The following is a 26,973-nucleotide window of genomic DNA, read 5'->3' as shown; positions in this document are numbered from 1 at the left end:
AGTAGCGCCAATCATCCACTGGGCGTACGTGATCCCCGGATTCAGCCAGGTAGAAATCGACCTTCGTCACCCGGCGAGCGGGCATAAAAAAGGCGCCGACCAGCGGCGCCTTTCAAGTTCGAAGTGGCATCTCGTACGGAGCCTTGAAGGATTTTTCTTTTTGAAGGGGAAGTTGTCTCCTCGGACCCTCGGCAGCACGAGCAGGGCCCGTTCGCGAGTGCGCAGACTTTATGTGCTGCACCGCACCAGTGCATTGGGAATTACCCGCTTTGCCTTACTGCGAATGGCCGATTCGCAAACGAAAGTGTTTCTGGTGGTTAACGATGTGGCACGACTCGTGCACGTGGCACCACACCCGACAACTCGAAGAAGCGCACTGCCATGGCCTTGGTCCCGCAAGCCTCCATCAACGCGGCCGACACCGCCTGGATGATGACGTCGACCGCGCTGGTGCTGCTGATGACGCTGCCCGGCATCGCGCTCTTCTATGCCGGCATGGTGCGGCGCAAGAACGTGCTGGCCACCATGGCGGCCGTCGTGGCGATTGCCGCGGCGGTGTCGCTCACCTGGTTCACGCTGGGCTATTCGTTGGCCTTCACCGCCGGCTGGCCGTGGCTCGGGGGCACCGAGCGCTTCTGGTTCTCGGGCTTCGAATACCTGAAGGAGGCCGGGCAGATCGCGGTGAGCCATGTCGCGCCCAACGTGCCCGAGTCGGTCTACGCGATGTTCCAGCTCACCTTCGCGATCATCACCACCGCGCTGGTGCTGGGCGCCTTCGTCGAGCGCATGCGCTTCTCGGCGATTCTGTGGTTCGCGCTGCTGTGGAGCGTGCTGGTCTATGCGCCCATCGCGCACTGGGTGTGGGAGCCGGGCGGCTGGCTCGCGCAGATGGGCGCGCTCGACTTCGCGGGCGGCTCGGTGGTGCACGTCAATGCGGGCATCGCGGGGCTGGTGTGCGCCTATGCGCTCGGCCCGCGCAAGGGCTACGGGCGCGAGGCCTTCGAGCCCTACAGCCTGGCGATGACGATGATGGGCGCCGGCCTCCTGTGGGTCGGCTGGTTCGGCTTCAATGCGGGCTCCGCGGTCGCGGCCGACGGGCGCGCGGGGCTGGCGATGCTGGTCACGCACATCGCCGCGGCGGCCGGTGCGATGAGCTGGATGATCGGCGAGTGGATCGTGCGGCGCAGCCCTTCGCTGCTGGGGCTCTGCTCGGGCCTCGTGGCCGGGCTGGTGGCGATCACGCCCGCGGCGGGTTTCGTCACGCCGCTCTCGGCGCTGGCCATCGGCACCATCGCGGGCCTGGCCTGCTATTGGGGCGCGACGGGCCTCAAGCACATGCTCGGCGCGGACGATTCGCTCGATGTGTTCGGCGTGCACGGCATCGGCGGCATCGTGGGCGCGCTGCTCACGGGCGTGTTCGCCGACGCACGCATCTCGGGCTCGGCCGGCAATGTGCTGACACAGGCCATCGCCGTCGGCAGCGTGGCGATCTACAGCGCGGCGGGAACGGCGATCGTGCTGTTCCTGGTGCATGTGCTGGTCGGACTGCGCGTCGATCCCGAAAGCGAACAGCTGGGCCTCGATCTTGCTCAGCATCGTGAACACCTGGGAGCCTGACCACCCGAGGGAGACACCATGCCATCCATGTCCGAAAGCGAACGCATCGCCCTCGCCGCCCGCCTTCACGTGGCGCTGCGGCGAAAGCACGGGCGCGTGACCGACACCGAATGGATGGCCACCAATGCCGAGTACGCCGCCGAGATCGTGCGCATGACGCGCGCACACGCGGCGGAAACGAAGGACGAGGAGCTCGACCAGCTGGCCACCCGGCTCGAGCAGGCGATGGAGCCGCTGGCGCGCGCCGCGCGGCTGGCGGCGCGGCAACCCGACGGGACGCCGCCTACGCCGCCGCCCCGCTACGTCGGCGGGTTGCGCTGACGCTCAGTTCGCCGCCAACGCCGCCTTGCGGATCGACTGCAGCGTGCTGGCCGGCGTGATCGCCTCGGGGTCCAGCAGGCAATGCAGGATCGCCGGCTTGCCACTGGCACGCGCACGCGCCAGCGCGGGGCCGAACTCTTCGGTTGTCGTCACCCGCTCGCCGTGCCCGCCGAACACCTCGGCGTAGCCGCGGAAGTCGGGGTTCTTCAACTGGGTGGCACTGATGCGGCCGGGGTAGTGCTTTTCCTGGTGCATGCGGATCGTGCCGTACATGCCGTTGTCCAGCAGCACCACGAGGATGGGCAGGCCGTACTGCACGGCGGTGGCGAATTCCTGACCGTGCATCATGAAATCGCCGTCGCCTGCGAACACGACCACCTCCCGCTCGGGCCACAGGCGCTTCGCACCGACGCCCGCCGGCAGGCCGTAACCCATCGAGCCGCTGGTCGGCGCGAGCTGGCTCGCGAACGCACGGAACGGCCAGAAGCGGTGCACCCAGGTCGCGAAGTTGCCCGCGCCGTTGCAGAAGATGGTGTCGGCCGGCAGCACCTCGCGCAGGTGCTGCATGACCTCGCCCATCTGCAGCGGGCCGGGAATGCGGATCGGGGCCGGATCGCTCCAGCGCAGGAACTCTTCGCGCGCGGTCTTGGTCTCGGCTTGCCAAACAGGAGGTGAGGCCGGGTGCAGCGTGGCGACGGCTTCCGCGAACGCCTGTGGCGTGGCGTGGATGCCCTGCGCCGGGCGATAGAGCTTGCCGAGCTCGTCGGCGTCGGCGTGCACATGCACCAGCGCCTGCTTCGGCTGCGGAATCGCGAACAGCTCATAGCCCTGCGACGGCACCTCCGACAAGCGGCCGCCGACCAGCAGCACGAGGTCCGCATCGCGGATGCGCGCCAGCATGCGCGGATTCGCGCCGAGCCCCAGGTCGCCCGCATAGCAGGAGTGCTCGGCGGACATCAGCATCTGGCGGCGGAAAGAGCAGTACACGGGCAGCGCATGAGCCTCGGCGAACTTCGCGAACTGCTGCGTCGCGGCCTCGGACCAGCGGCTGCCGCCCAGGATGACGACCGGCCGCTGCGCCTGCGACAGGCGCTGCTGCAGTTCGGCCAGTTGCGCCGCGCCGGGATGGGTTTCGGTCACTGCATAGGGCAGCGCATCGGCCACCACGGCGGCTTCGGTCAGCATGTCTTCGGGCAGCGCGATCACCACGGGGCCGGGCCGGCCGGAAGTCGCGACATGGAAAGCGCGCGACACCAGCTCGGGCACGCGCGCCGGGTCGTCGATCTGCACCACCCACTTGGCCATCGTGCCGAAGACCGCGCCGTAGTCCAGCTCCTGGAAGGCCTCGCGGCCCATCGCATCGCGTGCGACCTGGCCGACGAACAGCAGCAGCGGCGTCGAGTCCTGGTGCGCGATGTGCACGCCCGCCGCCGCGTTGGTGGCGCCGGGGCCACGTGTGACGAAGCAGATGCCCGGCTTGCCGGTGAGCTTGCCCTGCGCCTCGGCCATCATCGTGGCGCCGCCTTCCTGCCGGCACACCGTCACGTCGATCGATGCATCGTGCAGCGCGTCGAGCACGGCCAGGAAGCTTTCGCCGGGCACGCAGAAGAGCTGCTTGACGCCGTGGGTGATGAGCTGGTCGACCAGGATCTGGCCGCCGGTGCGGGAGGAAGTCATGCTGTGTCCAATGCAATGAAGGTCTTGGTCTTCGCTCCTTCCCCTTCCGGGGGAAGGCTGGGATGGGGGCAAGCGGTGGTGGATGCGCCGACGGCGATAGATGCGCCGCGCGCCCCCACCCCTGCCCTCCCCCGGGAGGGGAGGAAGAAATTCATGAGAGCGCCGCGCATGCCGCTTCAATGCGCGCGCACGCCTCTTCCAGCTGCGCCATCGACGTCGCATACGAGATGCGGAAATACGGCGCGAGCCCGAACACGCTGCCCGGCACCACCGCCACGTCGAAGTCCTGCAGCAGGTAGCGGCAGAAGTCGCTGTCGGTCTGCAGCAGCGCGCCGCCGGCGGTGCGCTTGCCGAGCACGCCGGCGCAGCTCGCGAATGTGTAGAAGGCGCCCTCGGGCACGCGGCAACGCAGGCCTTGGGTGCGGTTGAGCGCGGCCACGACGAAGTCGCGGCGCTGTTGAAACGATGCACAGCGCTCGGCCACGATGCCCTGCGGTCCGGTGAGCGCCTCGATCGCCGCAGCCTGGCTCACCGACGACGGGCACGAGGTCGACTGGCTCTGCACCACCGCCATCGCGGCGATCAGTGCACGCGGCCCCGCCCCGTAGCCCACGCGCCAGCCGGTCATCGCATAGGCCTTGGACACGCCGTTCACCGTGAGCGTGCGATCGCGCAGCTGCGGCTCCACGGCCACCGGCGTTGCGAACGCGAGGCCGTCGTAGAGGATGTGTTCGTAGATGTCGTCCGCCAGCACCCAGACGGCCGGGTGATCGAGCAGCACGTCGGTGATCGGCTTGAGCTGCGCGGCGCTGTAGGCTGCGCCGCTCGGGTTCGACGGCGAGTTGAGAAACAGCCAGCGCGTGCGCGGCGTGATGGCCGCCTGCAGTTGCGCCGCGCCGATGCGGAAACCGTTCGCCTCGCTGCCCGCCAGGTGCACCGGCACGCCGCCGCAGATCTGCACGATGTCGGCGTACGAAGTCCAATACGGCGCGGGCAGGATCACTTCATCGCCCGGGTTCAGGCTCGCCATCAGCGCGTTGAAGATCACCTGCTTGGCGCCCGCGCTCACGCTGATCTCGTCGAGCGCGAAGTCCAGCGCGTTGTCGCGCTTGAACTTCAGCTGCACGGCCGCCTTCATCGCCGGGCTGCCGTCGAGCACCGTGTAGCGCGTGTCGCCGCGCGCAATGGCCTGCGAGGCCGCATGCCGGATGTTCTCGGGCGTGTCGAAGTCGGGCTCGCCCGCACCCAGCACGATCACCGGCCGGCCGGCGCGCTTGAGCGCCTGCGCATGGTCGGTGATGCGCAGGATCTCCGAGACGTGGATGGCGCGCACACGTTGCGCCGGCGAGAACACGGCTGCGTCTGTCACTTGGCGTAGGCTTCCAATGGCTTGTCGTTGGGTTCGAGCATCAACTGCTTGAGCGCGGGGCTCATCGGCAGGTTGAGGCTGGTGTTCTTCGGCGGAATCGCGGCCACGAACCACTTGGTGTAGATCTTCTCGAGCTCGCCGCTCTTCATGAGCTTGCGCAGCGACTCGTCCACCGCGGTCTTGAAGGCCGGGTCGTCCTTGCGGAACAGCAGCGCGATCGGCTCGGAGCCCAGCGCCTCGCCGGTGATGCGGTAGGCCGCCGGGTTCTTCGAGTTCGCGATGATCCCGGCGAGCAGGTTGTCGTCGAGCACGAAGGCATCGGCGCGGCCCGATTCCATGAGCAGGAAGCTCTCCAGGTGGTCCTTGCCCAGCATCGTGTTGTACGAGACGTTCTGCGCGCGCTCGCGCTTGCGCAGCAGCTGCACGGCGGTGGTGCCGGTCGATGCCGACACGTTGCGGCCCGCGAGCTGGTCCAGCGTGGTGATGCCCGAGTCGACCCGGGTCGCCATGCGCACTTCGCTCACGTACGTGGTGAGCGCGAACGCCACCTGCTGCTGGCGCGCGGTGTTGTTGGTGGTGGGGCCGCAGCCGATGTCCAGCGTGCCGTTCTGCACCAGCGGGATGGTGTTCTGCGCGGTCACGGCCATGTATTCGAGCTTGGCGTTGGGCGTGATGTCCTTCAGCACGCGCTCGCAGAGTTCGACGTGGTAGCCCACGTATTTGTCGCCCGCGCCCAGCATGTAGGCCATCGGCGGCGAGGCTTCGCGCACGCCGAGCACGACCTTGCCGCTTGCCTTGATCTTGTCGAGCGTGCCGCCGGTGGGGGCCTGCTGCGCGGTGGCGCTGCCGAATGCGAGCGCGAGCAGCGCGGCGGTGGCGAGGGTCTTCAGTTGCTTTGTCATCTTCTCTGTCTCCTGGTAGTTTTTCTTGGATGCGCGCGGCCGTCGCCTTGCCGCTGCAGCGAAACGCTGCGCGGCAGGAACAACGGTCCGGGGTCGATCAGTCGCCGATATCGAAGGTCACGCCCTGGGCCAAGGGCAACGCCGTCGAGTAGTTGATGGTGTTCGTGGCGCGGCGCATGTACGCCTTCCAGCTGTCGGAGCCCGCTTCACGGCCGCCGCCGGTTTCCTTCTCGCCGCCGAAGGCGCCGCCGATCTCGGCACCGCTCGGGCCGATGTTGACATTGGCGATGCCGCAGTCGGAGCCCGCGCTCGACATGAAGCGCTCGGCCTCGCGCACGTTGAGCGTGAAGATCGACGACGACAGGCCCGCGCCCACCGCGTTGTGCCATTCGATGGCCTCGTCGAGCGAGCTGTAGCGCACCACGTAGAGGATGGGTGCGAAGGTCTCGCGCAGCACCGGGCCGTCGTGCGACTTCAGTTCCACCAGCGCGGGGCGCACGTAGTAGGCGTCCTGCGTGCCGATGCCGTCGACGCGCTGGCCGCCATGCACCTTCGCGCCGATTTCGCGGCTTTCGTTCAGGGCCTTCTGCATGCCGTCGAAGGCCGCGCGGTCGATCAGCGGACCGACCAGCGTGCCGGCCTCACGAGGGTCGCCCACCTGCACGTTGCCGTAGACCTTCGCGAGCTTGGGCACGAGCTGGTCGTACACGCTGTCGTGCACGAAGAGGCGCCGCAGCGTCGTGCAGCGCTGGCCGGCCGTGCCCATGGCCGCGAACGCGATGCCGCGCAGCGTGAGGTCGAGGTCGGCCGAGGGTGTGACGATGGCGGCGTTGTTGCCGCCCAGTTCAAGAATGGCGCGGGCAAAGCGCGCAGCCAGCTTCGGCCCGACCTGCCGGCCCATCGCCGTGGAGCCGGTGGCCGAGAGGATCGGCACGCGGCGATCGTCCACCAGCACCTCGCCGATGTCGCGCTGGCCCAGCAGCAAACCGAGCAGGCCTTCGGGCGCATCGCCGAAGCGGGCGATGGCGCGTTCGGCGATGGCATGCACGGCGAGCGCGGTCAGCGGCGTTTTTTCCGATGGTTTCCACACCACCGAGTCGCCGCACACTAGCGCGAGCGCCGCATTCCACGACCACACGGCCACGGGGAAGTTGAAGGCCGAGATCACCCCGCACACGCCCAGCGGATGCCAGGTTTCCATCATCCGGTGCTCGGCGCGCTCGGTGGCCAGCGTGAGGCCGTAGAGCTGGCGCGAGAGGCCGACCGCGAAGTCGCAGATGTCGATCATTTCCTGCACCTCGCCCGCGCCTTCGGACGGGATCTTGCCGGCCTCGAGCGTGACGAGGCGGCCCAGGTCGCGCTTGGCGGCGCGCAGCTCTTCGCCGAGCAGCCGCACCAGTTCGCCGCGGCGCGGCGCCGGCACATTGCGCCAGGCCTTGAAGGCCTCGTGCGCGCGGCCGATGGTACCGGTGGCTTCCACCGCCGTGGTCTGCGGCACCTGCGCGATCACCTCGCCGGAGACCGGCGAGCGCACCGTCAGCTCGCCGCCGGTGTAGGCGGTGCGGGGCACGCCCAGGCGCTGCAGCAGTTGTTCGACTTCGGTGGGGAGGGAGGTGGGGGTCTGGGCTTCTGACATGGACGCTCCGGGGTGGAGGAGGAAGAAATGCAACGGCGGGAACGGGCCAATATCTGCGAATCCCGCGCCGTTGCATAGTGAAAAATTGGAAGGACTTGATGCGTTTGCGGAATGAACTCGGCGTCCGCTCCCCGCGCGTCGGGCTGCGCGCCTACGCACGACGCGGCGGTGGGCGCTGAAGATTCCGCACCTTCACTCCCCGCCCCGGACGCGCCATGAAGCTCATCCACTCCCTCTATGCCGCGATCCATGCACTGATGGCGCTCGCCTTCGCGATGGCCTCGCTCGTGCTGGTCGTGATCGCGGCGCGCGCGGGCTGGGGCGCGGTCATGAACGGCCTGGACCTCCCGGCGGCCGAGGCCATCATCGAAGCGGTGGGCCTGCTGGCTGCCGGCGTGGTGGCGCTGCAGATCTCGCAGACGGTGCTCGAGGAAGAAGTGGTGCGCGATGCGCACATCGGCGCACCGACCCGCGTGCGCCGGTTCCTCTCGCGCTTCATGGTCGTCATCGTGGTGGCCGTCGCGGTCGAAGGGCTGGTCGCGACCTTCAAGGCGCGCGAAACACCCGAGCTGATGCTGCACGCCGCCGCCATGCTGGGCGCGGTCGGCTTGCTGATGGCGGGCTGGGGAATCTTCATCCGCCTGAACCGCTACGCCGAGGAGCTGGAGCCCGAGGCGATGGAAGAAGCCAAGAGCGAAGACCGCAAGCTGAAGTGATCAGGCCGGGCTGGGCGGTTCGGGCAGCGAGATCTTCTGCCCCGCCGGCGACCCTGCCAGGCTCTGCGCCGGCCTTCTGAGCGTCGCATCGAACGGGTTGATCTTCGGCCCGATGGCCGCGGCCTCGCGCTTGAGCAGTTCCACCACCGTCGGCATGCGGTCCGCATTGAGCCGGTCGGCAATCGTGCCCACGCTCAGCGCCGCCACCGCGCGCCCTTCGCGATCGAGGATCGGCACCGCCACGCCCGCCATGCCTTCGAGCAGCCCGGTGTTGCGCCCCGCGTAGCCGGCCTGCCGCACGCGCTCGATCTCGGTGCGCAAATACACCTCGTCGTACACGCCGTACTCGCGCACGCGAGAGAGGTTGAAGCGGATCACTTCTTCCCGCTCCGCCTCCGGCAGGAAGGCCAGGATCGCGAGCGCCCCCTGCCCCACGCCCAGCGCGATGCGCCCGCCGATGTCGCCGGTGAACGAGCGGATCGGAAACGGCCCTTCGCTGCGGTCCAGGCACACCGCGTCGAAGCCGCTGCGCACCAGCAGGAAGATGCTGTCGCCCAGGCTCGCGCACAGGCGCAGCAGCACGGGCCGGCAGATGGCGCGCAGGTCGCCGGGGTTGCCGGCGTTGGCCGCGAGTGCGAAGAAATCGATGCTCAAGCGATAGAGCTTGGTGCGCTCGTCCTGCTCGACCATGCCTTCGGCCATGAGCGCCTGCAGCAAACGGTGCGTGGTGGCTTGCGTGAGGCCCACGGAACGTGCGATCTGGGTCACGCGGCCGCCTTCGGCCTGCACCGCGCCGAGCGCGCGGATCACCGAAAAGACGCGCGGCACGCCGCCGCTGGCAGCGGACGACTGCGAAGACGCCTCCGATGTGGTTTCCATACCTTGCTCCTGTGGAATTCTCTGATTCGATTTTATGACTCATATTCCAATGAATGGAATAAATCAGAGAAAGATTCTGATTAATGGAATACCCGAGGCATTCTGGCGCAATCGTTGCAATAGAGTGAATCGAAAGTACCCAGCAGTCCATGGCATGCACCAAGGTGTCGCACGCCATCTTTCTGCTCCCACGAAAGGCGCCTCCATGTCATTCCTACGGCTTACCGACGTGACCAAGTTCTACGGCAGCACCCGCGCGGTGTCGGCGATGAACCTCAGCGTCGAGAAGGGCGAGTTCGTCTCGCTGCTCGGCCCCTCGGGCTGCGGCAAGACCACGACGCTGCAGATGATTGCGGGCTTCGAGGCGGTCTCCAGCGGCCGCATCGAACTCGCGGGCAAGGACATCACGAACGCCAAGGCCAACACGCGGGGCCTGGGCATCGTGTTCCAGAGCTATGCGCTCTTTCCGCACATGACGGTGGCCGACAACGTGAGCTTTGGCCTCGAGATGCGCAAGATGCCCAAGGCCGAGCGCGCCGAACGCGTGAAGCAGGCATTGGCGCTGGTGCACCTGGAGGCGCACGCCACGCGCTACCCGCGCGAACTCTCCGGCGGCCAGCGGCAGCGCGTGGCGCTGGCCCGCGCACTGGTGATCGAGCCGCCGGTGCTGCTGCTCGACGAACCGCTCTCCAACCTCGACGCCAAGCTGCGCGAGGAGATGCAGTTCGAGCTGCGCCAGATCCAGCGCAAGGTCGGCACCACCACGGTGATGGTCACGCACGACCAGAGCGAGGCCATGTCGATCAGCGACCGCGTGGTGGTGATGGAAGGCGGCTGCGCCACGCAGATCGACCACCCGCACCGCGTGTATGAGCATCCGAGCACGCGCTTCATCTCCACCTTCGTGGGCAAGGCCAACCTGCTGAACGGGCGCGTGACGACCTGCAGCACCGGCAGTTGCAGCGTCGAGGTCGGCCCGCTCGCGGTGCAGGTCGACGAAGACGGCTTCAAGGCCGGCGCCGCGGTGCTCATGAGCGTGCGGCCCGAAAAGCTCCAGCTGGTCGTGGCCGGCCGCGGGCGGCTCGACGGCACGGTGCAGGAGCGCTTCTTCCTCGGCAGCCAGTGGCTCTACCGCATCGCCACGCCCGCCGGCGATTTGATGGTGCTGAGCCCCAACGACGGCCGCGATGCGCTCGACGAGGGCAACGCCGTCGGCATCGACTGGCCTGCGCACTGCACGCGCCTGCTGCCGGCCGAGGAGGCGGTCGCGGCATGAGCGGCATCAGGAACAAGGCCGCGCCCTGGTGGCTCTCGGGCCCCGCGCTGCTGCTCTTCACCGCGCTGCTGCTGGTGCCGCTGCTGCTCACCGCGGTGCTGTCGTTCAATGTGTACGACCCGGCCACCGGGCCGAAGGCGGGCGAGTTCACGCTCGCGCACTACGCGCTTGTGTTCACCGACTCGTACTACCACGGCATCTTCTGGCGCACCTTCTGGATCTCGGCGCTGGTCACCTTGATCTGCGTGGTCATCGGCGCGCCCGAGGCCTATGTGCTCAGCCGCATGCGCAACCCGTGGCGCTCGATCCTGTTGCTGGTGGTGCTCGCGCCGCTGCTGGTGTCGGTGGTGGTGCGCGCCTTCGGCTGGAGCATGCTGCTCGGGCCCGAGGGCGCGGTGAATTCGCTGCTGGGCCTCGTGGGCATCGGCCCGGTGAAGATGCTCTACACCGAGATCGCGGTGATCATCGCGCTGGTCCACGTGATGCTGCCGTTCATGGTGATCCCGGTGTGGACCTCGCTGCAGAAGCTGGACCCCGGTGTCGAGAACGCGGCGCTCTCGCTCAAGGCCTCGCCCTTCACCACGCTGCGGCGCATCGTGCTGCCCCAGGTGATGCCTGGCATCCTTTCGGGCAGCCTGATCGTGTTCGGCCTCGCCGCGAGTTCATTCGCGATTCCGGGGCTGCTCGGCGGGCGCCGTTTGAAGATGGTTGCGACGGTGGTCTACGACGAGTACCTGAGCGAACTCAACTGGCCGCTGGGCGCCGCCATCGCGCTCACGCTGCTCGCCGCGAACCTCATCGTGATGCTGAGCTACAACCGCCTCGTAGAAGGCCGCTACAAGAAAGCGCTGGGCTGAAGCGATGAGCAAGAACGGCCCCTTCGCCCTCGCATTCAATGCGCTCGTCATCACCTTCATGCTGGCGCCGCTGCTGGTGGTGTGCATCGTCGCGTTCACGCCCGAGAACACGCTGACCATTCCGACCACCAGCTTCTCGCTGCGCTGGTTCGCCGCGGTGTTCGCGCACCCGGACTTCATGCAGTCGTTCTGGAACAGCCTGTGGCTCGCGCTGGCCTCGGCCACCATCGCCACGCTGCTGGCGGTGCCGGCCGGCATGGCGATCACGCGCTACGAGTTTCCGGGGCGCGATTTCCTCAACGCCCTCTTCCTCTCGCCGCTGATCATTCCGCACCTGGTGCTGGGCGTGGCGCTCTTGCGGCTGTTCGCGCTGGTGGGCGGCACGGGCAGCTTCGGCTGGCTGGTGATGGCGCATGCGCTGATCGTCACGCCGTACACGCTGCGCCTCGTCGTGGCCGCGCTCGTGGGCTTCGACCGCAGCGCCGAGCAGGCCGCACTTTCGCTCGGCGCGAGCCAGGCGACGGTGTTCCGGCGCATCACGCTGCCGATGATCCTGCCGGGCGTCACGGGCGGCTGGATGCTCGCCTTCATCAACAGCTTCGACGAAGTGACGATGTCGATCTTCGTGACCTCGCCCAGCACGGTGACGCTGCCGGTGCGCATGTACATGTATGCGACCGAGTCGATCGATCCGCTGATGGCGGCGGTGTCGGCGCTGATGGTGGCGGTGACCGCCATCGCGATGGTGATCCTCGACCGGCTCTATGGGCTGGACCGCGTGCTGGTGGGGCGCAAGTAGATGACGTCGAACGCACACCACGCACTGCTGCATCGCGTGGCCGAGACCGATCGTGCCGCGGTGGCCTTCACGCTCGATGGCGAACCGGCCTCCGCGCTGGCCGGCGACACGGTGCTCACGGCCGTGCTCACCCAGGCCGGTCAACTTCGCCGCAACGAATTCAGCGACATGCCGCGCGCCGGCTTCTGCATGATGGGCGCCTGCCAGGACTGCTGGATCGCGACCGCCGAAGGCGAGCGCCTGCGCGCCTGCTCGACCTTCATCGCGCCGGGCATGGCGCTGGTCACCGGGCGGAGCGGCGCATGACGAATGCCGAGCTTCGACCCGTGATCGTTGGCGCCGGGCCGGCCGGCGTGCGTGCGGCAGAGACGCTGGTCGCGCACGGAGTGCGGCCCCTCGTGATCGACGAGGCCGCGCGTGCCGGTGGACAGATCTACCGCCGTCCGCCCGCCAACTTCGTCCAGCGCACAGCCGCCACGCTCTACGGCTTCGAGGCATCGCGCGCGAACGCGGTGCACCAAGCCTTCGATGCGCTGCGCGATCGCATCGACTACCGCCCCGACAGCCTCGTATGGAACGCGCAGGCCGGCGTGCTCGACGTGCTGCACAACCCTTCGCGCACCACGACGCGCGTGCCGCATGGCGCGCTGATCGTCGCAACGGGCGCGACCGACCGCGTGCTGCCCGTACCGGGCTGGACGCTGCCCGGCGTCTACACGCTCGGCGGCGCGCAGGTGGCGCTCAAGTTCCAGGGCTGCGCCATTGGCGAGCGCGTGGTGTTCATGGGCACGGGGCCACTGCTGTACCTCGTGGCTTATCAATATGCAAAGGCCGGCGCGAAGGTCGCGGCCGTGCTCGACACCGCACGGCTCGCCGACCAGATCGCCGCAACGCCCGCGATGCTGCGCCAGCCCGCCGTGTTCGCGAAGGGCCTGTACTTCGTCGCGTGGCTGCGCGCACATGGCGTGCCGTTGCACGGCGGCGTGCGTCCGCTGCGCGTGATCGGCGATGCCGACGCGCGCCGCGTCACCGGCGTCGCATGGCACGACGGCCGTGAAGAACGCACGCTCGACTGCGATGCGGTCGGCTTCGGCTACGCGCTGCGCTCCGAGACCCAACTGGCCGACCTGCTCGGCTGCCGCTTCGAGTTCGCGCCGATGCACCGCGCCCACCTGCCGGTGCGCGATGCGGCGGGCCGCGCCAGCGTCCCGGGCGTGTACCTCGCGGGCGATGGCGCCGGCATCATGGGCGCCGATGCGGCCGAGTGGGCCGGCGAACGCGCCGCGCTCGCGTTGCTTGCGGACCGCGGCGTGACCATCGATGCGGCACGCGCTGAAACGCTCGAACGCAGGCTCGAAGGATTGGCGGGTTTCCGCCGCGGACTCGAGCGCGCCTTTCCGCTGCCGCAGGACTGGGCCGCGCACGCGCCCGACGACCTCGTCGTCTGCCGCTGCGAGAACGTCACGGCCGGCACGCTGCGCGAAACCGTCCGCGTCAACGGCGCCGATGAAATGAACCGCCTCAAGGCCCTGTCGCGCGTCGGCATGGGCCGCTGCCAGGGCCGCATGTGCGGCGTGGCGGCCGCCGAGATCCTCGCGCACGCGACGGGCCAGCCGCTGCAGCAGGTGGGCCGGCTGCGTGGGCAGGCGCCGATCAAGCCGATTCCGATCCATCTGGCCACGCACGCGGCCAGCGAAGGAGTCGGCGCATGAGCTCGATTCAGACGCTGCGCACCGACGTGGCCATCGTCGGCGGCGGCATCGTCGGTTCCTCTGCCGCGCTCGCGCTGCGGCAGATGGGCATCGGCGTCGTGCTGCTGGAGCGCGACCTCTGCGGCTCGCGATCCAGCGGCGTGAACTTCGGCGGCGTGCGGCGCCAGGGCCGGCCGCTGAGCCAGTTGCCGCTCGCGCAGCGCGCGCACCGCATCTGGGGCGGCCTGCCTTCGCTGATCGGCACCGATGGCGAATACCTGCGCTCGGGCCACTTCAAGATCGCGCGCAGCGAATCGGACATGGCTTCGCTCGAACGCTACCGCGCGCAGAGCCTGGACTTCGACCTCGGCCTCGAGCTGATCTCCGCCGCGCGCCTGCGCGAGCGCTGCCCCTGGCTCGGCCCGCGCGCGGTCGGCGGCTCACTGTGCGCGGAAGACGGGCAGGCCAACCCGCGGCTGGTGTCGCCCGCCTTCGCGCTTGCGGCGCAGCGCGCGGGCGCACAGGTCTTCGAGCGCCACCTGGTCGACGAGGTGATGCACGACGGCGCGATGTTCATGCTGCGCTCGGGCAATGCGCTCGAAGTGCATGCGCCGGTGCTGCTCAACTGCGCGGGCGCATGGGCCGGCCCCTTCGCCGCCCAGTTCGGCGAGGCGGTGCCGCTGCGCGCGAGCCATCCCGTGATGGCGGTGACCGAGCCGCTGCCGCACTTCATGGTCTGGAGCCTGGGTGTCGAGGGCGGCGGCATCTACGGCCGGCAGGTGGCGCGCGGCAACCTCGTGCTGGGCGGCGGGCGAGGCTATGCGCTCGATGCCGACCGCGCCCGCGTCGACCGCGACGCCATCGCCACGCTCGCGGTGCAGGCCATCGAGCTGCTGCCCGCGCTGCGCCATGCGCATTTCATCCGCACCTGGAGCGGCACCGAGGGCAACATGCCCGACCGCCAGCCGGTGCTCGGGCCCAGCCGCACCACGCCCGGTCTCTTCCATGGCTTCGGCTTCTCGGGCGCGGGCTTCCAGATCGGGCCGGCCGCCGGCGAAGTGCTGGCCGAGCTGGTGCGCGACGGCCGCAGCAGCACGCCGATCGATGCATTCGCGGTCGACCGCCTCTTCCCCGAAGAAGAGGGAGAAGCAGCGGATGAAGAACAAACCCTCTTCCCTCCCGATTCAGTCCCCACCCTCCCCTGAAAGGCAACCACCATGTCCCGTATCCAGAAGACCTTCTCCCTTCGCCGGACCCTGCTCGGGGCGGCGGCGGTTTCCCTGCTCGCGGCCACCGGCGCGGCGAGCGCGCAGACCAAGACGCTCTACATCGGCATGAACGGCGGCACCATGGAGAAGGCGTACACGCAGTACGTGTTCCCGGCCTTCGAGAAGCTCTACGGCGCGAAGGTGGTGGTGGTGCCGGGCACCTCGTCGGACATCCTCGCGAAGGCGCAGGCCAACAAGGACAAGCCGCAGATGCACGTGATGTTCCTGGACGACGGCATCATGGTGCGCGCCATCGGCATGGGCCTGTGCCAGAAGCAGAAGCCCAACCCGTCGCTCGCCGAGATCTACCCCGCCGCGCGCTTCAAGGACGACATGGCCAGCGGCGTGAGCCTGGGCATGACAGGCCTCGCCTACAACGCGAAGATGTTCAAGGAAAAGGGCTGGGCCGCACCCACCTCGTGGATGGACCTCGCCGATCCGAAGTTCAAGGGCAAGGTGGTGTTCCAGTCGATGTCGTCATCGTCGTTCGGGTTGCACGGCTTTTTGATGTTCAACCGCATCCAGGGTGGCAACGACAAGAACGTGGAACCCGGCTTCAAGGCCTGGCCCACCACCGTCGGTCCCAACGTGCTCGAGTACATCCCGAGTTCGGCCAAGCTCTCGGAGATGGTGCAGACGGGCGAAGCGGCGATCTTCCCGCTCACGCCGACGGCCGTGGCCGCGCTCAAGGTCAAGGGCATCCCGGTCGAGTACGCGCCGCCCAAGGAAGGCGCGGTGGTGCTGATGGTGGGCCAGTGCGTGATCGCCAACAACAGCGAGCCGGAGCTGTCGCAGAAGCTCGCCGAGTTCCTGCTGAGCCCGCTCGCGCAGGCCAACGTGCTTCAGTACGGCGCGCAGATCCCGACCAACCCGAAGGCACCCGCCGTGGGCGAAGGCGCGACGCAGGTGGCGGACATCAACAAGTGGATGAAGACGGCGATCACCATCGACTGGGAGAGCATCAACGCGAACCGGCCGGCGTGGAATTCGCGCTGGAATAAAACCATCGAGAAATGATCAAGGCGCGGTCTTGCGTACCAGCACCGGCAGGCACAGCAGATAGAGCACCGCGCCGACCAGCCACACGATGCCCGGGAAGCGCACCCGGAACGCGAAGTAGAGAGAGCTGATCAGCAGAGGGCCGGCCACCGAGGCCAGGCTGGAGATGCTCGCGAGCACGCCTTGCAGCCGGCCCTGGTCGGCCTCGCCCACGCGCCGCGAGAGCATCGCCTGCAGCGCGGGCTGGCCGACGCCGCCCATGCACAGGAACGGCAGCAGCGCGAGCGCCATCCAGCCCTGCGAGGCGAAGGCGATCAGCGCGTAGGCCGTGCAGTCCGAGAGGGTGCCGACCGCGATCGCCGCGCGCTCGCCCCAGCGCTCGACCAGCGGGCCCGCCAGGACGCCTTGCACCAGCGCATGGATCAGGCCGAAGCCCGCAAGGGAAAGGCCGACCGTGGTGCCGTTCCAGGCGTACCGGTCCTCGCCGTGGATCACCCAGGTCGTGCCCGCGACCTCGCCCACCAGCACGAGCACCAGGAACACGCCGAGGATCGGCAGCAGCGCGGGAACGCCCGCGGCCCAGCGCAGCGGCGCGAGCGGATGCAGCACGCCGCGGTCGAAGGGCTTCGACGCGAGCGCGGGCGGGCGCGACTCGCGCAACACCAGCAGGCCCACGAGGAAGGTCAGGCCGTTGAGCACCGCGGCCGCAATGAACGGCAGCCGCACGCCGTGGTCGCCGAGCACGCCGCCGATGGCCGGCCCGGCAATGAAGCCCAGGCCGAAGCAGGCGCCCATGCGGCCGAACCAGCGCGCGCGTTGGTCCTCGGGCGTGAGGTCGGCGATGGCCGCCGAAGCCACCGCCATGTTCGCGCCCGTCATGCCCGCGATCGCGCGGCCTACGAAGAGCATCCACAGCGAGGGCGCGAAGGCCATGAAGAGCGCATCGATCGCCGCGCCCGCCACCGACACCAGCAGCACCGGTCGGCGGCCGAAGCGGTCGCTGAGCGCGCCGAGCACGGGCGCGCAGAGGAACTGCATCAGCGCATACAGAGAGAGAAAGGCGCCGAAGCGCCAGCCGAGATCGCCGGTGTGGCCGACCTCGCGCAGCAGGCTCGGCACGATCGGCATGACCAGGCTGATGCCGATGGCATCGAGCGTGACGATCGCGAGGATCACGGCCTGCGCGTGGCGGCTACGGGTTGAAAAATTGGAAGACATGATGGAATTTATCGTTGATAAGGAATTATCAGCGATAAATTCTGGGCTGTGAACCCCCACCCATCGGCCCCGACACGGGCACGGACTAAGGCATGAAACTGGACAGTGAAGTGATCCTCGAAGCAGCGCTCGCGCTGCTCGACGAGGTCGGCATCGACAAACTCAGCACCCGGCTGCTGGCCGAGCGGCTCGGCGTACAGCAGCCTGCGCTGTACTGGCATTTCAAGAACAAGCGCGCGCTGCTCGATGCGATGAGCGGCGAAATCCTGCGCCGCGCCCACGAGCGCCGGTTGCCGCTGGATGGCGAAACCTGGGAAGACTTCTTGCGCGAGAACGCGCGCAGCTTCCGCCGCGCGCTGCTGGCACGGCGCGACGGCGCGCGCCTGCATGCCGGCACCGAGCCCGATCCGGGCGACCTGGAAATGGTGGAGGCCCAGCTTGCTGCCGTGGTCAACCGGGGCATGGCGGCGACAGACGCGATGGCGCTGATGATCGCGCTGGGCCGCTATACCGTGGGCTGCGTGCTCGAGGAACAGGCGGCGCCCGACGACGCGGCGGTGCGCCAGCAGACGCTCGATGCCGCCGCGGCATCGCGGCCCCTGCTGGCCGAGGCCTTCGCCAGCTACCGCAAGGCCGGGCCCGATGCGATGTTCGATATCGGCGTGGACCTCATGATCGAAGGTGCGAAGGCGCGCCTTGCGAACAAGGAAAGCAATGAGCCCAAGGCTGCGCGGCGAAAGCCCGCACCGCGCCGCTGAGGCCCAATCCGCTGCTCAGCGGTTGGCTTCGACGATCCAGCCCGCAGCCTTCTCGGCCATCATCAAGGTCGGGCTGTTGGTATTGCCGCTCGTGATGGTCGGCATCGCGCCCGCATCCACCACGCGCAGGCCCTGGATGCCGCGCACGCGCAGCTTCGCATCGAGCACCGCCATCGGGTCGCCGTCGGCGCCCATCTTGGTGGTGCCCACCGGATGGAAGATGGTGGTCGCGATGTCGCCGGCCAGCCGCGCGAGGTCTTCGTCGCTCTGGTACTGCACGCCGGGCTTCCATTCCTCGGGCTTGTACTTGGCGAGCGCGGGCTGCGAGGCGATGCGGCGCGTCACGCGCAGCGAATCGGCCGCCACCTTGCGGTCTTCGTCGGTGCTCAGGTAGTTGGGCGCGATCGCGGGTGCATCTTCGAAGCGCTTGCTCTTGATGCGCACCGAGCCCCGGCTCGTCGGGTTGAGGTTGCACACGCTCGCGGTAAAAGCCGGAAAGCTGTGCAGCGGATCGCCGAAGGCATCGAGCGACAGGGGCTGCACGTGGTATTCGAGGTTCGGCCACTCGTAGGCATCGGAGCTGCGCGTGAAGGCGCCCAGCTGCGAGGGCGCCATGCTCATCGGGCCGCTGCGCTTGAGCAGGTATTCGAGCCCGATCTTCGCCTTGCCGACCATCGACGATGCGAGCACGTTGAGCGTGGGCGCGCCGTCGATCTTGTAGACCGCGCGAATCTGCAGATGGTCCTGCAGGTTGGCGCCGACGCCGGGCGCATCGAGCACCACATCGATGCCGTGCTGGCGCAAGAGTTCGGCGGGGCCGACGCCCGAGAGCTGCAGGATCTGCGGCGAGCCGATGGCGCCTGCGCAGAGGATCACTTCGCGCTCGGCATGCGCGGTGCTCATCTCGCTGCCGTTCCACACTTCGGCGCCGGTACAGCGCTTCGTGCCATCGGGCTGCGTCTCGAACAGGAGGCGCGAGACCTGCGCGCCGGTCCACAGCTCGAAGTTGGGTCGGCCATAGCAGGTGGGCCGAAGGAACGCCTTGGCGGTGTTCCAGCGCCAGCCGTTCTTCTGGTTGACCTGGAAGTAGCCCACGCCCTCGTTGCTGCCACGGTTGAAGTCGGTGGTGTGCGGCACGCCGGCCTGCACCGCGGCTTCGGCGAACGCATCGAGGATGTCCCAGCGCAGCCGCTGCTTCTCCACGCGCCACTCGCCGCCCGCGCCGTGCAGCTCGTCGGCACCGAGATAGAAATCTTCGTGCTTCTTGAAGGCCGGCAGCACGTTCTGCCAGCGCCAGTCGTCGTCGCCGGTGAGTTGGGCCCACTGGTCGTAGTCGCGCGACTGGCCGCGCATGTAGATCATCCCGTTGATGCTGGAGCAGCCGCCCAGCGTCTTGCCGCGCGGATAGCGCAGCGCACGGCCGTTGAGGCCCGCATCGGGCTCGGTGTTGTAGAGCCAGTCGGTGCGCGGATTGCCGATGCAGTAGAGATAGCCGACCGGAATGTGGATCCAGTGGTAGTCGTCCTTGCGGCCGGCCTCGATGAGCAGCACGCGCTTGGTCTTGTCGGCGCAGAGGCGGTTGGCGATGAGCGAACCGGCCGTGCCGGCGCCGATGATGATGTAGTCGAAAGTGTTGTCGTTGTCTCGCATGGTTCTTCTTTTCTTGGGATCACTGCTCAGGATTTCAGCATCGAAAAAATCTGCGCCCAGTTGCCTTGCGCGCGGTCGACCAGCGCGTTCAGGCGGGCCTGCAAGGCGCGCGCCACGTCGGCGATCTCGCGCCCTGGCGCAAGCGGCTCGCGGCCCCAGACGATGGCGACCTCGGCCTGGATGCCTGCGGCTTCATCGGGCGCTCCGTCGCCCGCGGCTGCAAGCAGCATGAACGGCAATGCATCGGGCATGAACTCGCGCGCGATGCGGTTCTCCTGCGCGGCAAGGCCGAGCTCCGACATGCTCGCGGCAAGCCGCATGCGCGCCAGCGTGAGCTCCGGCTGACCGGGCAGGTCGGTGGCGTTCTCCGACCATTCCACCGCCTCGGCCCAGAAGACCTCGTCCCTCGGCCCCGTCTTGCCGAGCAGCCCGAACAGGCGGCCCCTGTAGAGCGCCTGCATGTGGCGACTCGCAAAGTGCGCCATCGCCGCCGCGTCGTCGATGGCCGGGGACAGCACGAGCCCCCGCTTGTGGTCGAAGCCGAAGTAGTGGCGCCGGCCATCGAGCGTGAACGACTCGATGCCGCCCACATGCCCGACGCGGCCCGCGATCGGCTGCCAGCCGCTCTCTTGCATGCCTGCTTCCGGACGTGTGGCGTTCGTTGTTACTTGGCCGTCGGCATGACGAATTCCGCGCCCTTGCCGATGCTCTCGGGCCAGCGCTGCATGATCGACTTCTGCTTGGTATAGAAGCGCACGCCTTCCTCGCCATACGCGTGCATGTCGCCGAACAGGCTCTTCTTCCAGCCGCCGAAACCGTGCCATGCCATCGGCACCGGGATCGGCACATTGATGCCCACCATGCCCACCTGGATGCGGCGGCTGAACTCGCGCGCCACGTTGCCGTCGCGGGTGAAGCAGCTCACGCCGTTGCCGAACTCGTGGGCGTTGATCAGGTCCACCGCGTCCTTGAAGTTCTCCACGCGCACGCAGCTCAGGACCGGGCCGAAGATCTCTTCCTTGTAGATGCGCATCTCGGGCGTGACGTGGTCGAACAGCGTGCCGCCCATCCAGAAGCCGTCGCCGCAACCTTCGCCGGCCACGCTGCCGTCGAACACGCGGCCATCGACCAGCAGCTTCGCGCCTTCCTTCTCGCCCTGGGCGATGTAGCCGGTGATGCGCTCGTGCGCCGCGCGCGTGACGATCGGGCCCATCTCGGCCGCGAGGTTGGTGCCGTTGAGCACCTTGAGCGTCTTCGTGCGCTCGATGAGCTTGGGGATCACCTTGTCGGCCACATCGCCCACCAGCACCGCCACGCTGATCGCCATGCAGCGCTCGCCGGCCGAGCCGTAGCCCGCGCCGATCAGCGCATCCACCGTCTGGTCGATGTCCGCATCGGGCATGACCACCATGTGGTTCTTCGCGCCGCCCAGCGCCTGCACGCGCTTGCCGTGGCGGGCGCCGGTCTCGTAGATGTAGTTGGCGATCGGGGTGGAGCCGACGAAGCTGATGGCCTTGACGTCGGGGTGCTCGAGCAACGCATCGACCGCGACCTTGTCGCCCTGCACCACGTTAAACACGCCATCGGGCAGGCCCGCTTCCTTGAACAGCTCTGCGATGCGCAGCGACGGGCTCGGATCGGTCGGGCTGGGCTTGAGCACGAAGGTGTTGCCCGCGGCAATGGCCACCGGGAACATCCACATCGGCACCATCACCGGGAAGTTGAAGGGCGTGATGCCCGCGACCACGCCCAGGGGCTGGCGCAGCGTCCAGTTGTCGATGCCGGTGCTCACCTGGTCGGTGAAGTCGCCCTTGAGGAGTTGCGGGATGCCGCAGGCGAATTCGACGATGTCGATGCCGCGCGAGACCTCGCCCTGCGCGTCGGTGAAGACCTTGCCGTGCTCGGCGGTGATGAGGTGGGCGAGCTCGTCCTTGTGCTCGTTGAGCAGCTGCAAAAACTTGAACATCACGCGCGCCCGGCGGATCGGCGGGGTGTCGGCCCAGGCGGGAAACGCGGCTTGGGCTGCGGCCACAGCAGCCGAGACCTGCGCCGCATCGGCGAGGCCGACCTTGCCGGTGACGGCGCCGGTGGCGGGGTTCGTCACGTCCTGCGTGCGGCCCGAGGTGTTGGCGGCCGGCAGGCCGGCGATGTGGTGGTCGATATTTCTGGTATTCATGGACATGATGAGGTCTCCGGAAGGCAATTTGGCCCGCTCTTCGAAGGAAAGGCCAATGATTTCGGCGCCATGGGCTTATAAATCGGACTTATATGACTACCGCCGCCATGGACCTTCAGATTTTGCGCGCCTTCGTTCTCGCAGCGAAAGAAGGCAACGTCTCGCGCGCCGCCGAGCGGCTGCATCTCACGCAGCCGGCGGTGAGCCTGCAGCTCAAGCGCTTTGCCGAGGAGACCGGGCTCGTGCTCTTCACGCGCACGCCGCACGGGCTCGCGCTCACGGCCGACGGCGCGGCGATGCTGCCGCAGGCCGAGCGGGTGCTGGCCGCCGTCGGCGACCTTCAGCAGGCCGCGCGCAAGCTCCAGGGCACTGTGCGCGGGGCGCTGCGCATCGGCACCATCCTCGATCCGGAGTTCACCCGGCTGGGCGTGTTCCTGCGCGAACTGGTCGAGGCCGCGCCGCAGATAGAGACCGAGCTGCGCCACGGCATGAGCGGCAGCGTGCTCGCCCAGGTGCTGCGCGGCGACCTGGACGTGGGGTTTCACCTCGACCCGGGAGAAGACGCCTCGGCCACGACAACGCCCGCGCTCTCGGTCCGCACCCTCACCCGCTTCACCTACCGCGTGGTCGCGCCCGCCGGCTGGGGTCCGCAGGTGCAGGGCCGCGACTGGAAGGCACTGGCCGCGCTGCCCTGGCTCGCGACGCCGCCCGAGTCGGCGCATCACCGGCTGCTGGAGCGCGTGTTCGCGCCGCTGGGCCTCTCGCCGCGCCGTGTGGCGATGGTCGACCAGGAGGCGTCGATGCTCGACCTGTTGAAGTCCGGCATTGGCCTGAGCCTCGTGCGCGACTCGATCGCGATCCGCGAATGCCAGGCCCACGGTCTCGCGATGGCCGACCGGGTGCAGCTCGATTGCGCGCTGCGTTTCGTCTCGCTCGCATCGCGCCGCGACGAGCCGGTGGTCGCGAGCGCCTGGGATGCGCTGGGCAAGGCGTGGAGCTGAAGAAAAACTGAAAAAACGGCGCACCGCCCTACGTGAATGAGGGGTCTGGAGCACATGGGCCGCGGATGCACCCGGTTACGATGCGCGCATCCCCCGAACCCGGTTTTTTTGTTTACTTTCTGCTGATCCGTCCCATGCCTTCCGCCACCCCGACTGCCGACGCCCAAGCCGCCGACAGCGTGTGGCCGCGTGTCGCGCAGCGAGAGCAGGACGGCCGCCAGTGGACGGTCGCCACCGGCCGCTGGACCGCGCTGGGCATGTCGTCGTTTCCCGCCTGGCAGGCGCTCTCGAAAAGCCTGGAAGCCGCGCCAGCCGCGGACGACCGCGCATGGGACCTGCGCCCGATCGAGCAGCTCGACCACATCGGCGCCCAGCTCCTGTGGGAGCACTGGCGCCACGAATGGCCCGCCACGCTGGAGATGGAAGCGCAGCACAAGGCGGTGCTCGACCAGGTGGCGCAGTACACCGTCGCCACGCCGGACGAGCCGCCCAAGACGCTGGCCGACCGCATCCGCACCTTCTCGCACAACGGGCCGCGCGCGATGGTCGTGGCGCGCGACTTCGTCGGCCTCATCGGCCAGCTCGCGCTCGACGTCGGCAGGCTGATCCGCGCGCCGCACCGCGGGCCGTGGCGCGATTTCTCGGGGCACCTCTACCAGTTCGGCGCGACGGCGCTGCACATCACGGCGCTGGTCGGCCTGCTGATCGGCGTGGTGCTGGCCTACCTGATCTCGCAGCAGCTGCGCAACTACGGCGCCGAGGCCTTCGTGGTGAACATCCTCGGCCTCTCGCTGGTGCGCGAGCTCGGGCCGGTGCTGGCCGCGGTGCTGATCGCCGGGCGCTCGGGCTCGGCCATCACCGCGCAGATCGGCGTGATGCGGGTGACCGAAGAGCTCGACGCGATGCGCGTCATGGGCATCCCGCACGGCTTTCGCCTGGTGATGCCGCGCGTGCTGGCGCTGGCGATCGCGATGCCGCTCATCAGCCTCTGGACCTCGATGGCGGCGCTGCTGGGCGGCATGCTCGCGGCCGACGCGGCGCTCGACATTTCTCCGGCCTACTTTCTCTCGGCGCTGCCGCGCGCGGTGCCGATCGCGAACCTCTGGCTCGCGATGGCCAAGTCGGCGGTCTTCGGCATCCTGATCGCGCTGATCGGCTGCTACTTCGGCATGAAGGTCAAGCCCAACACCGAGAGCCTGGGGCGCGGCACGACCTCGTCGGTGGTGACCTCGATCACCGCGGTGATCCTGGTCGATGCGCTCTTCGCGGTGCTGTTCAAGGGCATAGGGTTCCGCGGATGAACGCAGCAACGAACACCCGCGACGACCCCACCGTGGTCGACATCCGCAAGCTCTGGACGGTGTTCAAGAACGCCGAAGGCGAGCAGGTGGTGCACCGCAACCTCGACATGCACATCGACCGCGGCGAGGTGTTCTCGCTGGTCGGCGGCTCGGGCACCGGCAAGACGGTGCTGCTGCGCCAGATCCTCGGGCTGGAAAAGCCGACGCAAGGCGTGGTCGAGGTGCTGGGCCAGGAGCCGGGCGAACTCAGCGCCTCGGGCGCGGCCAACGTGGGCATGCTGTTCCAGCACGGTGCATTGTTCTCTGCCTTCAGCGTGCTGGAGAACATCGCCTTTCCGCTGCGCGAGCTGAAGCTCCTGCCCGACGACCTGATCCGCCACGCGGCGCTGGTGAAGCTGCAGATGGTGGGCCTGGAGCCGCGGCACGCCAACATGAGTCCATCGGACCTGTCGGGCGGCATGATCAAGCGCGTGGCGCTGGCGCGCGCGCTCATCATGGACCCGCCGCTGCTGCTGCTCGACGAGCCCACCGCGGGCCTGGACCCCGAGGCCTCCGACAGCTTCTGCAATTTGCTGCGCGGCTTGCACCGCGAGCTGGGCCTGACGGTGGTGATGGTCACGCACGACCTGGACACGCTGTTCGACCTGAGCACCCGCATCGCGGTGCTGGCCGACCAGAAGGTCATCGTGAGCGGCACGGCGCGCGAGGTCATCGCCTACCCGCATCCGTTCATCCACGAATACTTTCTAGGGGGGCGCGGCCAGCGCGCCCTGGAGGCGCTGCATGACAAGCCAGCCACAGAACAACCTGCGCCGCGGCCCGAAGCCGCACCGCGCTGAAAGGTAGGTAGCCACCATGGAAAACAAGGCCCATGCCCTCGCCGCCGGCGCCTTCGTGCTCGGCCTCCTGGCCGTGCTCGTCGGGCTGGTGATCTGGTTCACGCGCGACAACACCGTGCGCAACATCTACGAGCTCTCCACCCGCGACGCGGTCAGTGGCCTGCAACCGCAGGCGATGGTGCGCTACCGCGGCATCGCGGTCGGCAAGGTGACGTCGATCGACTTCGACCCCAAGGTGAAGGGCAACGTGCGGGTGCGCATCACGGTCGACGAGCGCGTGCCGCTCACCACCTCCAGCTTTGCCACGCTGAGCTACCAGGGCGTGACGGGCCTGGCCTTCATCGCGCTGGACGACAAGGGCGAATCGCAGGTCGCGCTCAAGCCCAACGACGACGAGCCGCCGCGCATTCCGCTCAAGCCCTCGATGCTCGCGCAGCTGCAGGACCGCGGCGAGGCCATCATCAACCAGGTCGAGGAAGTGACCAAGCGCGCCAACCAGTTGCTGAGCGATCCGAACCAGAAGCGCGCGGCCGATGCGCTGGAGAACATCGCCGCCGCCTCGGCCAGCGCCAACACGCTGCTCAAGACGCTCGACACCACGGTGAAGACCGGCCTGAACCCGACGCTGGCCGCGATGCCCGACACGCTCGGCACGGTGAAGAAGGCGGCCGGCGACGTCTCGCGCGTGGCCAACAACTTCAACACCACCGTGGGCCGGCTCAATGCGCCCGACGGCCCGGTCGAGCGCCTGAGCGACGGCACCAAGGCGCTCGCGCAGGCGGTCGATTCGTTCAACGCGGCGACGCTGCCGCGCGTGAACCGCGTGGCCGACGACACCTCGCACGCGGTGCGCCGGCTGGGCCGCGCGGCGGACAGCATCAACGACAACCCGCAATCGCTGCTGTTCGGCAACGGCGGCGCCGCGGCGGGCCCGGGCGAGCCGGGTTTCTCCGCGCCTGCCGCGCGTCCTTGATCGAAGGTGACGAGCATGAAGACAAACACCCACTCCCTCGCCGCGGTCCTCGCGGGCATCGGCTTTGCTGCAGTGCTTGCCGGCTGCGGCGCGCTGCCCGACAAGCCGGCGCGCGCAACGCTCTACGACTTCGGCCCCGGGCTTGCCGCGGCCGCTGCGACCCCTGCACCGGCCGCCGCGCCGCTTCCGACGCTGGCCCTGGCCGAGATCGAGAGCAACACGCGCCTGGACGGCACACAGATCCTCTACCGCCTCGGCTACGCGGACGTCAACGAGCTGCGCCCCTACGGCCAGTCGCGCTGGAGCCAGCCGCCCGCGCAACTGCTGCGCCAGCGGCTGCGCGACAGCCTTGCCGAGCGCCGCATGGTGCTCGGCCCGGAAGAGAGCGCGACCATTTCCCGCAGCAAGGGCGAAGTGCCCGACACGCTGCGCATTTCGCTCGATGAGTTCAGCCACTACTTCGACTCGCCCACCGGCAGCGTGGGCCTCGTGCGGCTGCGCGCCACGCTGATTCGCGGCACCACCGGCGGCGATCGCGTGCTGGGCCAGAAGACCATCACCGTGCGCCGCCCCGCACCGAGCGCCGACGCGCCCGGCGGCGTGAAGGCGCTGGCCGCCGCCAGCGATGCGGCGGTGGCCGAGGTCACGCAGTGGATGGATGCACTGCAACGGCAGCCGCGGCAGTAAGCTGCAGCCCGGTTCGCTGCGCGCAATTCAATACACGAGGAGACCCGCCCCATGAACGCAACACGCATCGTCGGCATCTTGTTGATCGTGGCGGGCATCGCCGCCCTGGGCCTCGGCAGCTTCAGCTTCACCAAGGAAACCCACCAGGCCAAGCTCGGCCCGCTGGAGTTCTCGGTGAAGGAAAAGCAGACCGTCAACTTCCCCGCCTGGGCCGGCGTGGCCGCCATCGTGGTGGGCGGCGCGCTGGTGCTGCTGGGCGGCAAGAAGGGCTGAGCGCCCGCGCACTGCGGGGCTGGCGGGCGGTGGGGCGAAGCCAGCCTCCATGCAATCCGTCACGGTGCTCTCACTGCAATGGTGGCCGGA

At 68.5% G+C, this 26,973-nt stretch carries 26 protein-coding genes; 17 read left to right on the top strand and 9 right to left on the bottom strand.

Annotated elements, in window-relative coordinates:
- The first annotated feature begins 381 nt into the window (after positions 1-381).
- Together GNX71_RS01860 and GNX71_RS01855 are read left to right on the top strand one after the other, a co-directional pair.
- A complete protein-coding gene (locus tag GNX71_RS01860) occupies positions 382-1,617 on the top strand; it encodes an ammonium transporter (RefSeq protein ID WP_277401882.1) in 1,236 nt (411 codons plus the stop codon).
- Positions 1,618-1,635: 18 nt separating this feature from the next.
- Positions 1,636-1,938: a hypothetical protein gene (locus GNX71_RS01855; protein WP_206176751.1), complete on the top strand. Its 303-nt coding sequence runs from the start codon at positions 1,636-1,638 to the stop codon at positions 1,936-1,938.
- 3 nt (positions 1,939-1,941) lie between these two features.
- On the opposite strand, the gene GNX71_RS01850 is transcribed toward GNX71_RS01855, so the two are convergent.
- The 4 genes from GNX71_RS01850 to GNX71_RS01835 all read right to left on the bottom strand — a co-directional run bounded on the left by GNX71_RS01850 (position 1,942) and on the right by GNX71_RS01835 (position 7,522).
- Positions 1,942-3,615, bottom strand: a complete 1,674-nt coding sequence (locus GNX71_RS01850) for a thiamine pyrophosphate-binding protein (protein ID WP_206176750.1) — start codon at positions 3,613-3,615, stop codon at positions 1,942-1,944.
- Between the two features lie 151 nt (positions 3,616-3,766).
- Complete coding sequence (locus GNX71_RS01845; RefSeq protein WP_206176749.1) at positions 3,767-4,984, bottom strand: pyridoxal phosphate-dependent aminotransferase; 1,218 nt, start codon at positions 4,982-4,984, stop codon at positions 3,767-3,769.
- A complete protein-coding gene (locus GNX71_RS01840) occupies positions 4,981-5,886 on the bottom strand; it encodes an amino acid ABC transporter substrate-binding protein (RefSeq protein ID WP_206176748.1) in 906 nt (301 codons plus the stop codon). The genes GNX71_RS01845 and GNX71_RS01840 overlap by 4 nt, the downstream gene beginning before the upstream one ends.
- 97 nt (positions 5,887-5,983) lie before the next feature.
- The gene (locus tag GNX71_RS01835; protein WP_206176747.1) at positions 5,984-7,522 is read right to left on the bottom strand and encodes an aldehyde dehydrogenase family protein; all 1,539 of its coding nucleotides are present in this window, start codon (positions 7,520-7,522) and stop codon (positions 5,984-5,986) included.
- A 215-nt stretch (positions 7,523-7,737) separates the two neighbouring features.
- Between GNX71_RS01835 and GNX71_RS01830 the strand changes: the two genes are divergently transcribed.
- Complete coding sequence (locus GNX71_RS01830; RefSeq protein ID WP_206176746.1) at positions 7,738-8,238, top strand: hypothetical protein; 501 nt, start codon at positions 7,738-7,740, stop codon at positions 8,236-8,238.
- Here the strand turns inward: GNX71_RS01830 and GNX71_RS01825 are convergent, their stop codons facing one another.
- Positions 8,239-9,117 (bottom strand): IclR family transcriptional regulator, encoded by an 879-nt coding sequence (locus GNX71_RS01825; RefSeq protein ID WP_206176745.1) that lies wholly within the window; start codon positions 9,115-9,117, stop codon positions 8,239-8,241.
- Between the two features lie 205 nt (positions 9,118-9,322).
- On the opposite strand from GNX71_RS01825, the gene GNX71_RS01820 reads away from it, so the two are divergent.
- From GNX71_RS01820 to GNX71_RS01790, 7 genes are read left to right on the top strand one after another with little or no spacing between them, the layout of a single operon-like run.
- Positions 9,323-10,393 carry an ABC transporter ATP-binding protein gene (locus GNX71_RS01820; RefSeq protein WP_206176744.1) on the top strand — a complete coding sequence of 357 codons (1,071 nt, stop codon included), beginning with the start codon at positions 9,323-9,325 and terminating at the stop codon, positions 10,391-10,393.
- The gene (locus tag GNX71_RS01815; RefSeq protein ID WP_206176743.1) at positions 10,390-11,250 is read left to right on the top strand and encodes an ABC transporter permease; all 861 of its coding nucleotides are present in this window, start codon (positions 10,390-10,392) and stop codon (positions 11,248-11,250) included. The genes GNX71_RS01820 and GNX71_RS01815 overlap by 4 nt, the downstream gene beginning before the upstream one ends.
- Before the next feature lie 4 nt (positions 11,251-11,254).
- Complete coding sequence (locus GNX71_RS01810) at positions 11,255-12,049, top strand: ABC transporter permease (RefSeq protein ID WP_013538787.1); 795 nt, start codon at positions 11,255-11,257, stop codon at positions 12,047-12,049.
- Positions 12,050-12,355 carry a (2Fe-2S)-binding protein gene (locus GNX71_RS01805; protein WP_206176742.1) on the top strand — a complete coding sequence of 102 codons (306 nt, stop codon included), beginning with the start codon at positions 12,050-12,052 and terminating at the stop codon, positions 12,353-12,355.
- Positions 12,352-13,761 carry an NAD(P)/FAD-dependent oxidoreductase gene (locus GNX71_RS01800; protein ID WP_206176741.1) on the top strand — a complete coding sequence of 470 codons (1,410 nt, stop codon included), beginning with the start codon at positions 12,352-12,354 and terminating at the stop codon, positions 13,759-13,761. Before GNX71_RS01805 ends, GNX71_RS01800 begins: the two co-directional genes overlap by 4 nt.
- Positions 13,758-14,945 (top strand): FAD-dependent oxidoreductase, encoded by a 1,188-nt coding sequence (locus GNX71_RS01795; protein ID WP_206176740.1) that lies wholly within the window; start codon positions 13,758-13,760, stop codon positions 14,943-14,945. Before GNX71_RS01800 ends, GNX71_RS01795 begins: the two co-directional genes overlap by 4 nt.
- A 12-nt stretch (positions 14,946-14,957) precedes the next feature.
- Entirely contained in the window at positions 14,958-16,025 is a 1,068-nt protein-coding gene (locus GNX71_RS01790) for an ABC transporter substrate-binding protein (protein WP_206176739.1), read from the top strand.
- Here the strand turns inward: GNX71_RS01790 and tet are convergent, their stop codons facing one another.
- Positions 16,026-17,225: a Tet(A)/Tet(B)/Tet(C) family tetracycline efflux MFS transporter gene (gene tet / locus GNX71_RS01785; RefSeq protein WP_206176738.1), complete on the bottom strand. Its 1,200-nt coding sequence runs from the start codon at positions 17,223-17,225 to the stop codon at positions 16,026-16,028.
- Positions 17,226-17,317: 92 nt separating this feature from the next.
- Between tet and tetR the strand changes: the two genes are divergently transcribed.
- Positions 17,318-17,983 (top strand): tetracycline resistance transcriptional repressor TetR, encoded by a 666-nt coding sequence (gene tetR / locus GNX71_RS01780; protein WP_206176737.1) that lies wholly within the window; start codon positions 17,318-17,320, stop codon positions 17,981-17,983.
- Positions 17,984-17,998: 15 nt separating this feature from the next.
- On the opposite strand, the gene GNX71_RS01775 is transcribed toward tetR, so the two are convergent.
- The 3 genes from GNX71_RS01775 to GNX71_RS01765 are packed head-to-tail and all read right to left on the bottom strand — an operon-like array spanning position 17,999 to position 21,809.
- Positions 17,999-19,633, bottom strand: a complete 1,635-nt coding sequence (locus GNX71_RS01775) for a GMC family oxidoreductase N-terminal domain-containing protein (RefSeq protein WP_206176736.1) — start codon at positions 19,631-19,633, stop codon at positions 17,999-18,001.
- Positions 19,634-19,659: 26 nt separating this feature from the next.
- Positions 19,660-20,268 (bottom strand): hypothetical protein, encoded by a 609-nt coding sequence (locus GNX71_RS01770; RefSeq protein WP_206176735.1) that lies wholly within the window; start codon positions 20,266-20,268, stop codon positions 19,660-19,662.
- Between the two features lie 29 nt (positions 20,269-20,297).
- Positions 20,298-21,809 carry a CoA-acylating methylmalonate-semialdehyde dehydrogenase gene (locus tag GNX71_RS01765; RefSeq protein ID WP_206179313.1) on the bottom strand — a complete coding sequence of 504 codons (1,512 nt, stop codon included), beginning with the start codon at positions 21,807-21,809 and terminating at the stop codon, positions 20,298-20,300.
- 92 nt (positions 21,810-21,901) lie between these two features.
- Here GNX71_RS01765 and GNX71_RS01760 point away from each other — a divergent pair, with 92 nt between their 5' ends.
- From GNX71_RS01760 to GNX71_RS01735, 6 genes are all read left to right on the top strand, one after another.
- On the top strand, positions 21,902-22,810 hold the full coding sequence (locus tag GNX71_RS01760; RefSeq protein ID WP_206176734.1) for a LysR family transcriptional regulator: 909 nt from the start codon (positions 21,902-21,904) through the stop codon (positions 22,808-22,810).
- A 134-nt stretch (positions 22,811-22,944) separates the two neighbouring features.
- On the top strand, positions 22,945-24,111 hold the full coding sequence (locus GNX71_RS01755) for an ABC transporter permease (protein WP_206176733.1): 1,167 nt from the start codon (positions 22,945-22,947) through the stop codon (positions 24,109-24,111).
- Positions 24,108-24,950, top strand: coding sequence for an ATP-binding cassette domain-containing protein (locus GNX71_RS01750; protein WP_206176732.1), 843 nt, complete (start codon positions 24,108-24,110; stop codon positions 24,948-24,950). The genes GNX71_RS01755 and GNX71_RS01750 overlap by 4 nt, the downstream gene beginning before the upstream one ends.
- Before the next feature lie 16 nt (positions 24,951-24,966).
- Entirely contained in the window at positions 24,967-25,923 is a 957-nt protein-coding gene (locus tag GNX71_RS01745; protein ID WP_206176731.1) for an MlaD family protein, read from the top strand.
- A gap of 15 nt (positions 25,924-25,938) precedes the next feature.
- Positions 25,939-26,610, top strand: coding sequence for an ABC-type transport auxiliary lipoprotein family protein (locus tag GNX71_RS01740; protein ID WP_206176730.1), 672 nt, complete (start codon positions 25,939-25,941; stop codon positions 26,608-26,610).
- 51 nt (positions 26,611-26,661) lie between these two features.
- Positions 26,662-26,883, top strand: a complete 222-nt coding sequence (locus GNX71_RS01735) for a hypothetical protein (RefSeq protein WP_206176729.1) — start codon at positions 26,662-26,664, stop codon at positions 26,881-26,883.
- Positions 26,884-26,973 lie beyond the last annotated feature (90 nt).

The organism is Variovorax sp. RKNM96 (genome assembly GCF_017161115.1).
Classification (GTDB): domain Bacteria; phylum Pseudomonadota; class Gammaproteobacteria; order Burkholderiales; family Burkholderiaceae_C; genus Variovorax.
This window is presented reverse-complemented; position numbering and strand designations above follow the sequence as displayed.

What these genes read in the sequence shown, in the direction of transcription:
- GNX71_RS01765 (WP_206179313.1), bottom strand. Translation starts at nt 21,809, where the DNA reads ATGAATACCAGAAATATCGACCACCACATCGCCGGCCTGCCGGCCGCC.
- GNX71_RS01740 (WP_206176730.1), top strand. Translation starts at nt 25,939, where the DNA reads ATGAAGACAAACACCCACTCCCTCGCCGCGGTCCTCGCGGGCATCGGC.
- GNX71_RS01790 (WP_206176739.1), top strand. Translation starts at nt 14,958, where the DNA reads ATGTCCCGTATCCAGAAGACCTTCTCCCTTCGCCGGACCCTGCTCGGG.
- GNX71_RS01850 (WP_206176750.1), bottom strand. Translation starts at nt 3,615, where the DNA reads ATGACTTCCTCCCGCACCGGCGGCCAGATCCTGGTCGACCAGCTCATC.
- GNX71_RS01860 (WP_277401882.1), top strand. Translation starts at nt 382, where the DNA reads ATGGCCTTGGTCCCGCAAGCCTCCATCAACGCGGCCGACACCGCCTGG.
- GNX71_RS01825 (WP_206176745.1), bottom strand. Translation starts at nt 9,117, where the DNA reads ATGGAAACCACATCGGAGGCGTCTTCGCAGTCGTCCGCTGCCAGCGGC.
- GNX71_RS01795 (WP_206176740.1), top strand. Translation starts at nt 13,758, where the DNA reads ATGAGCTCGATTCAGACGCTGCGCACCGACGTGGCCATCGTCGGCGGC.
- GNX71_RS01800 (WP_206176741.1), top strand. Translation starts at nt 12,352, where the DNA reads ATGACGAATGCCGAGCTTCGACCCGTGATCGTTGGCGCCGGGCCGGCC.
- GNX71_RS01775 (WP_206176736.1), bottom strand. Translation starts at nt 19,633, where the DNA reads ATGCGAGACAACGACAACACTTTCGACTACATCATCATCGGCGCCGGC.
- tet (WP_206176738.1), bottom strand. Translation starts at nt 17,225, where the DNA reads ATGTCTTCCAATTTTTCAACCCGTAGCCGCCACGCGCAGGCCGTGATC.
- GNX71_RS01770 (WP_206176735.1), bottom strand. Translation starts at nt 20,268, where the DNA reads ATGCAAGAGAGCGGCTGGCAGCCGATCGCGGGCCGCGTCGGGCATGTG.
- GNX71_RS01820 (WP_206176744.1), top strand. Translation starts at nt 9,323, where the DNA reads ATGTCATTCCTACGGCTTACCGACGTGACCAAGTTCTACGGCAGCACC.
- GNX71_RS01815 (WP_206176743.1), top strand. Translation starts at nt 10,390, where the DNA reads ATGAGCGGCATCAGGAACAAGGCCGCGCCCTGGTGGCTCTCGGGCCCC.
- GNX71_RS01835 (WP_206176747.1), bottom strand. Translation starts at nt 7,522, where the DNA reads ATGTCAGAAGCCCAGACCCCCACCTCCCTCCCCACCGAAGTCGAACAA.
- GNX71_RS01745 (WP_206176731.1), top strand. Translation starts at nt 24,967, where the DNA reads ATGGAAAACAAGGCCCATGCCCTCGCCGCCGGCGCCTTCGTGCTCGGC.
- GNX71_RS01840 (WP_206176748.1), bottom strand. Translation starts at nt 5,886, where the DNA reads ATGACAAAGCAACTGAAGACCCTCGCCACCGCCGCGCTGCTCGCGCTC.
- GNX71_RS01750 (WP_206176732.1), top strand. Translation starts at nt 24,108, where the DNA reads ATGAACGCAGCAACGAACACCCGCGACGACCCCACCGTGGTCGACATC.
- tetR (WP_206176737.1), top strand. Translation starts at nt 17,318, where the DNA reads ATGAAACTGGACAGTGAAGTGATCCTCGAAGCAGCGCTCGCGCTGCTC.
- GNX71_RS01830 (WP_206176746.1), top strand. Translation starts at nt 7,738, where the DNA reads ATGAAGCTCATCCACTCCCTCTATGCCGCGATCCATGCACTGATGGCG.
- GNX71_RS01735 (WP_206176729.1), top strand. Translation starts at nt 26,662, where the DNA reads ATGAACGCAACACGCATCGTCGGCATCTTGTTGATCGTGGCGGGCATC.
- GNX71_RS01855 (WP_206176751.1), top strand. Translation starts at nt 1,636, where the DNA reads ATGCCATCCATGTCCGAAAGCGAACGCATCGCCCTCGCCGCCCGCCTT.
- GNX71_RS01760 (WP_206176734.1), top strand. Translation starts at nt 21,902, where the DNA reads ATGACTACCGCCGCCATGGACCTTCAGATTTTGCGCGCCTTCGTTCTC.
- GNX71_RS01805 (WP_206176742.1), top strand. Translation starts at nt 12,050, where the DNA reads ATGACGTCGAACGCACACCACGCACTGCTGCATCGCGTGGCCGAGACC.
- GNX71_RS01810 (WP_013538787.1), top strand. Translation starts at nt 11,255, where the DNA reads ATGAGCAAGAACGGCCCCTTCGCCCTCGCATTCAATGCGCTCGTCATC.
- GNX71_RS01755 (WP_206176733.1), top strand. Translation starts at nt 22,945, where the DNA reads ATGCCTTCCGCCACCCCGACTGCCGACGCCCAAGCCGCCGACAGCGTG.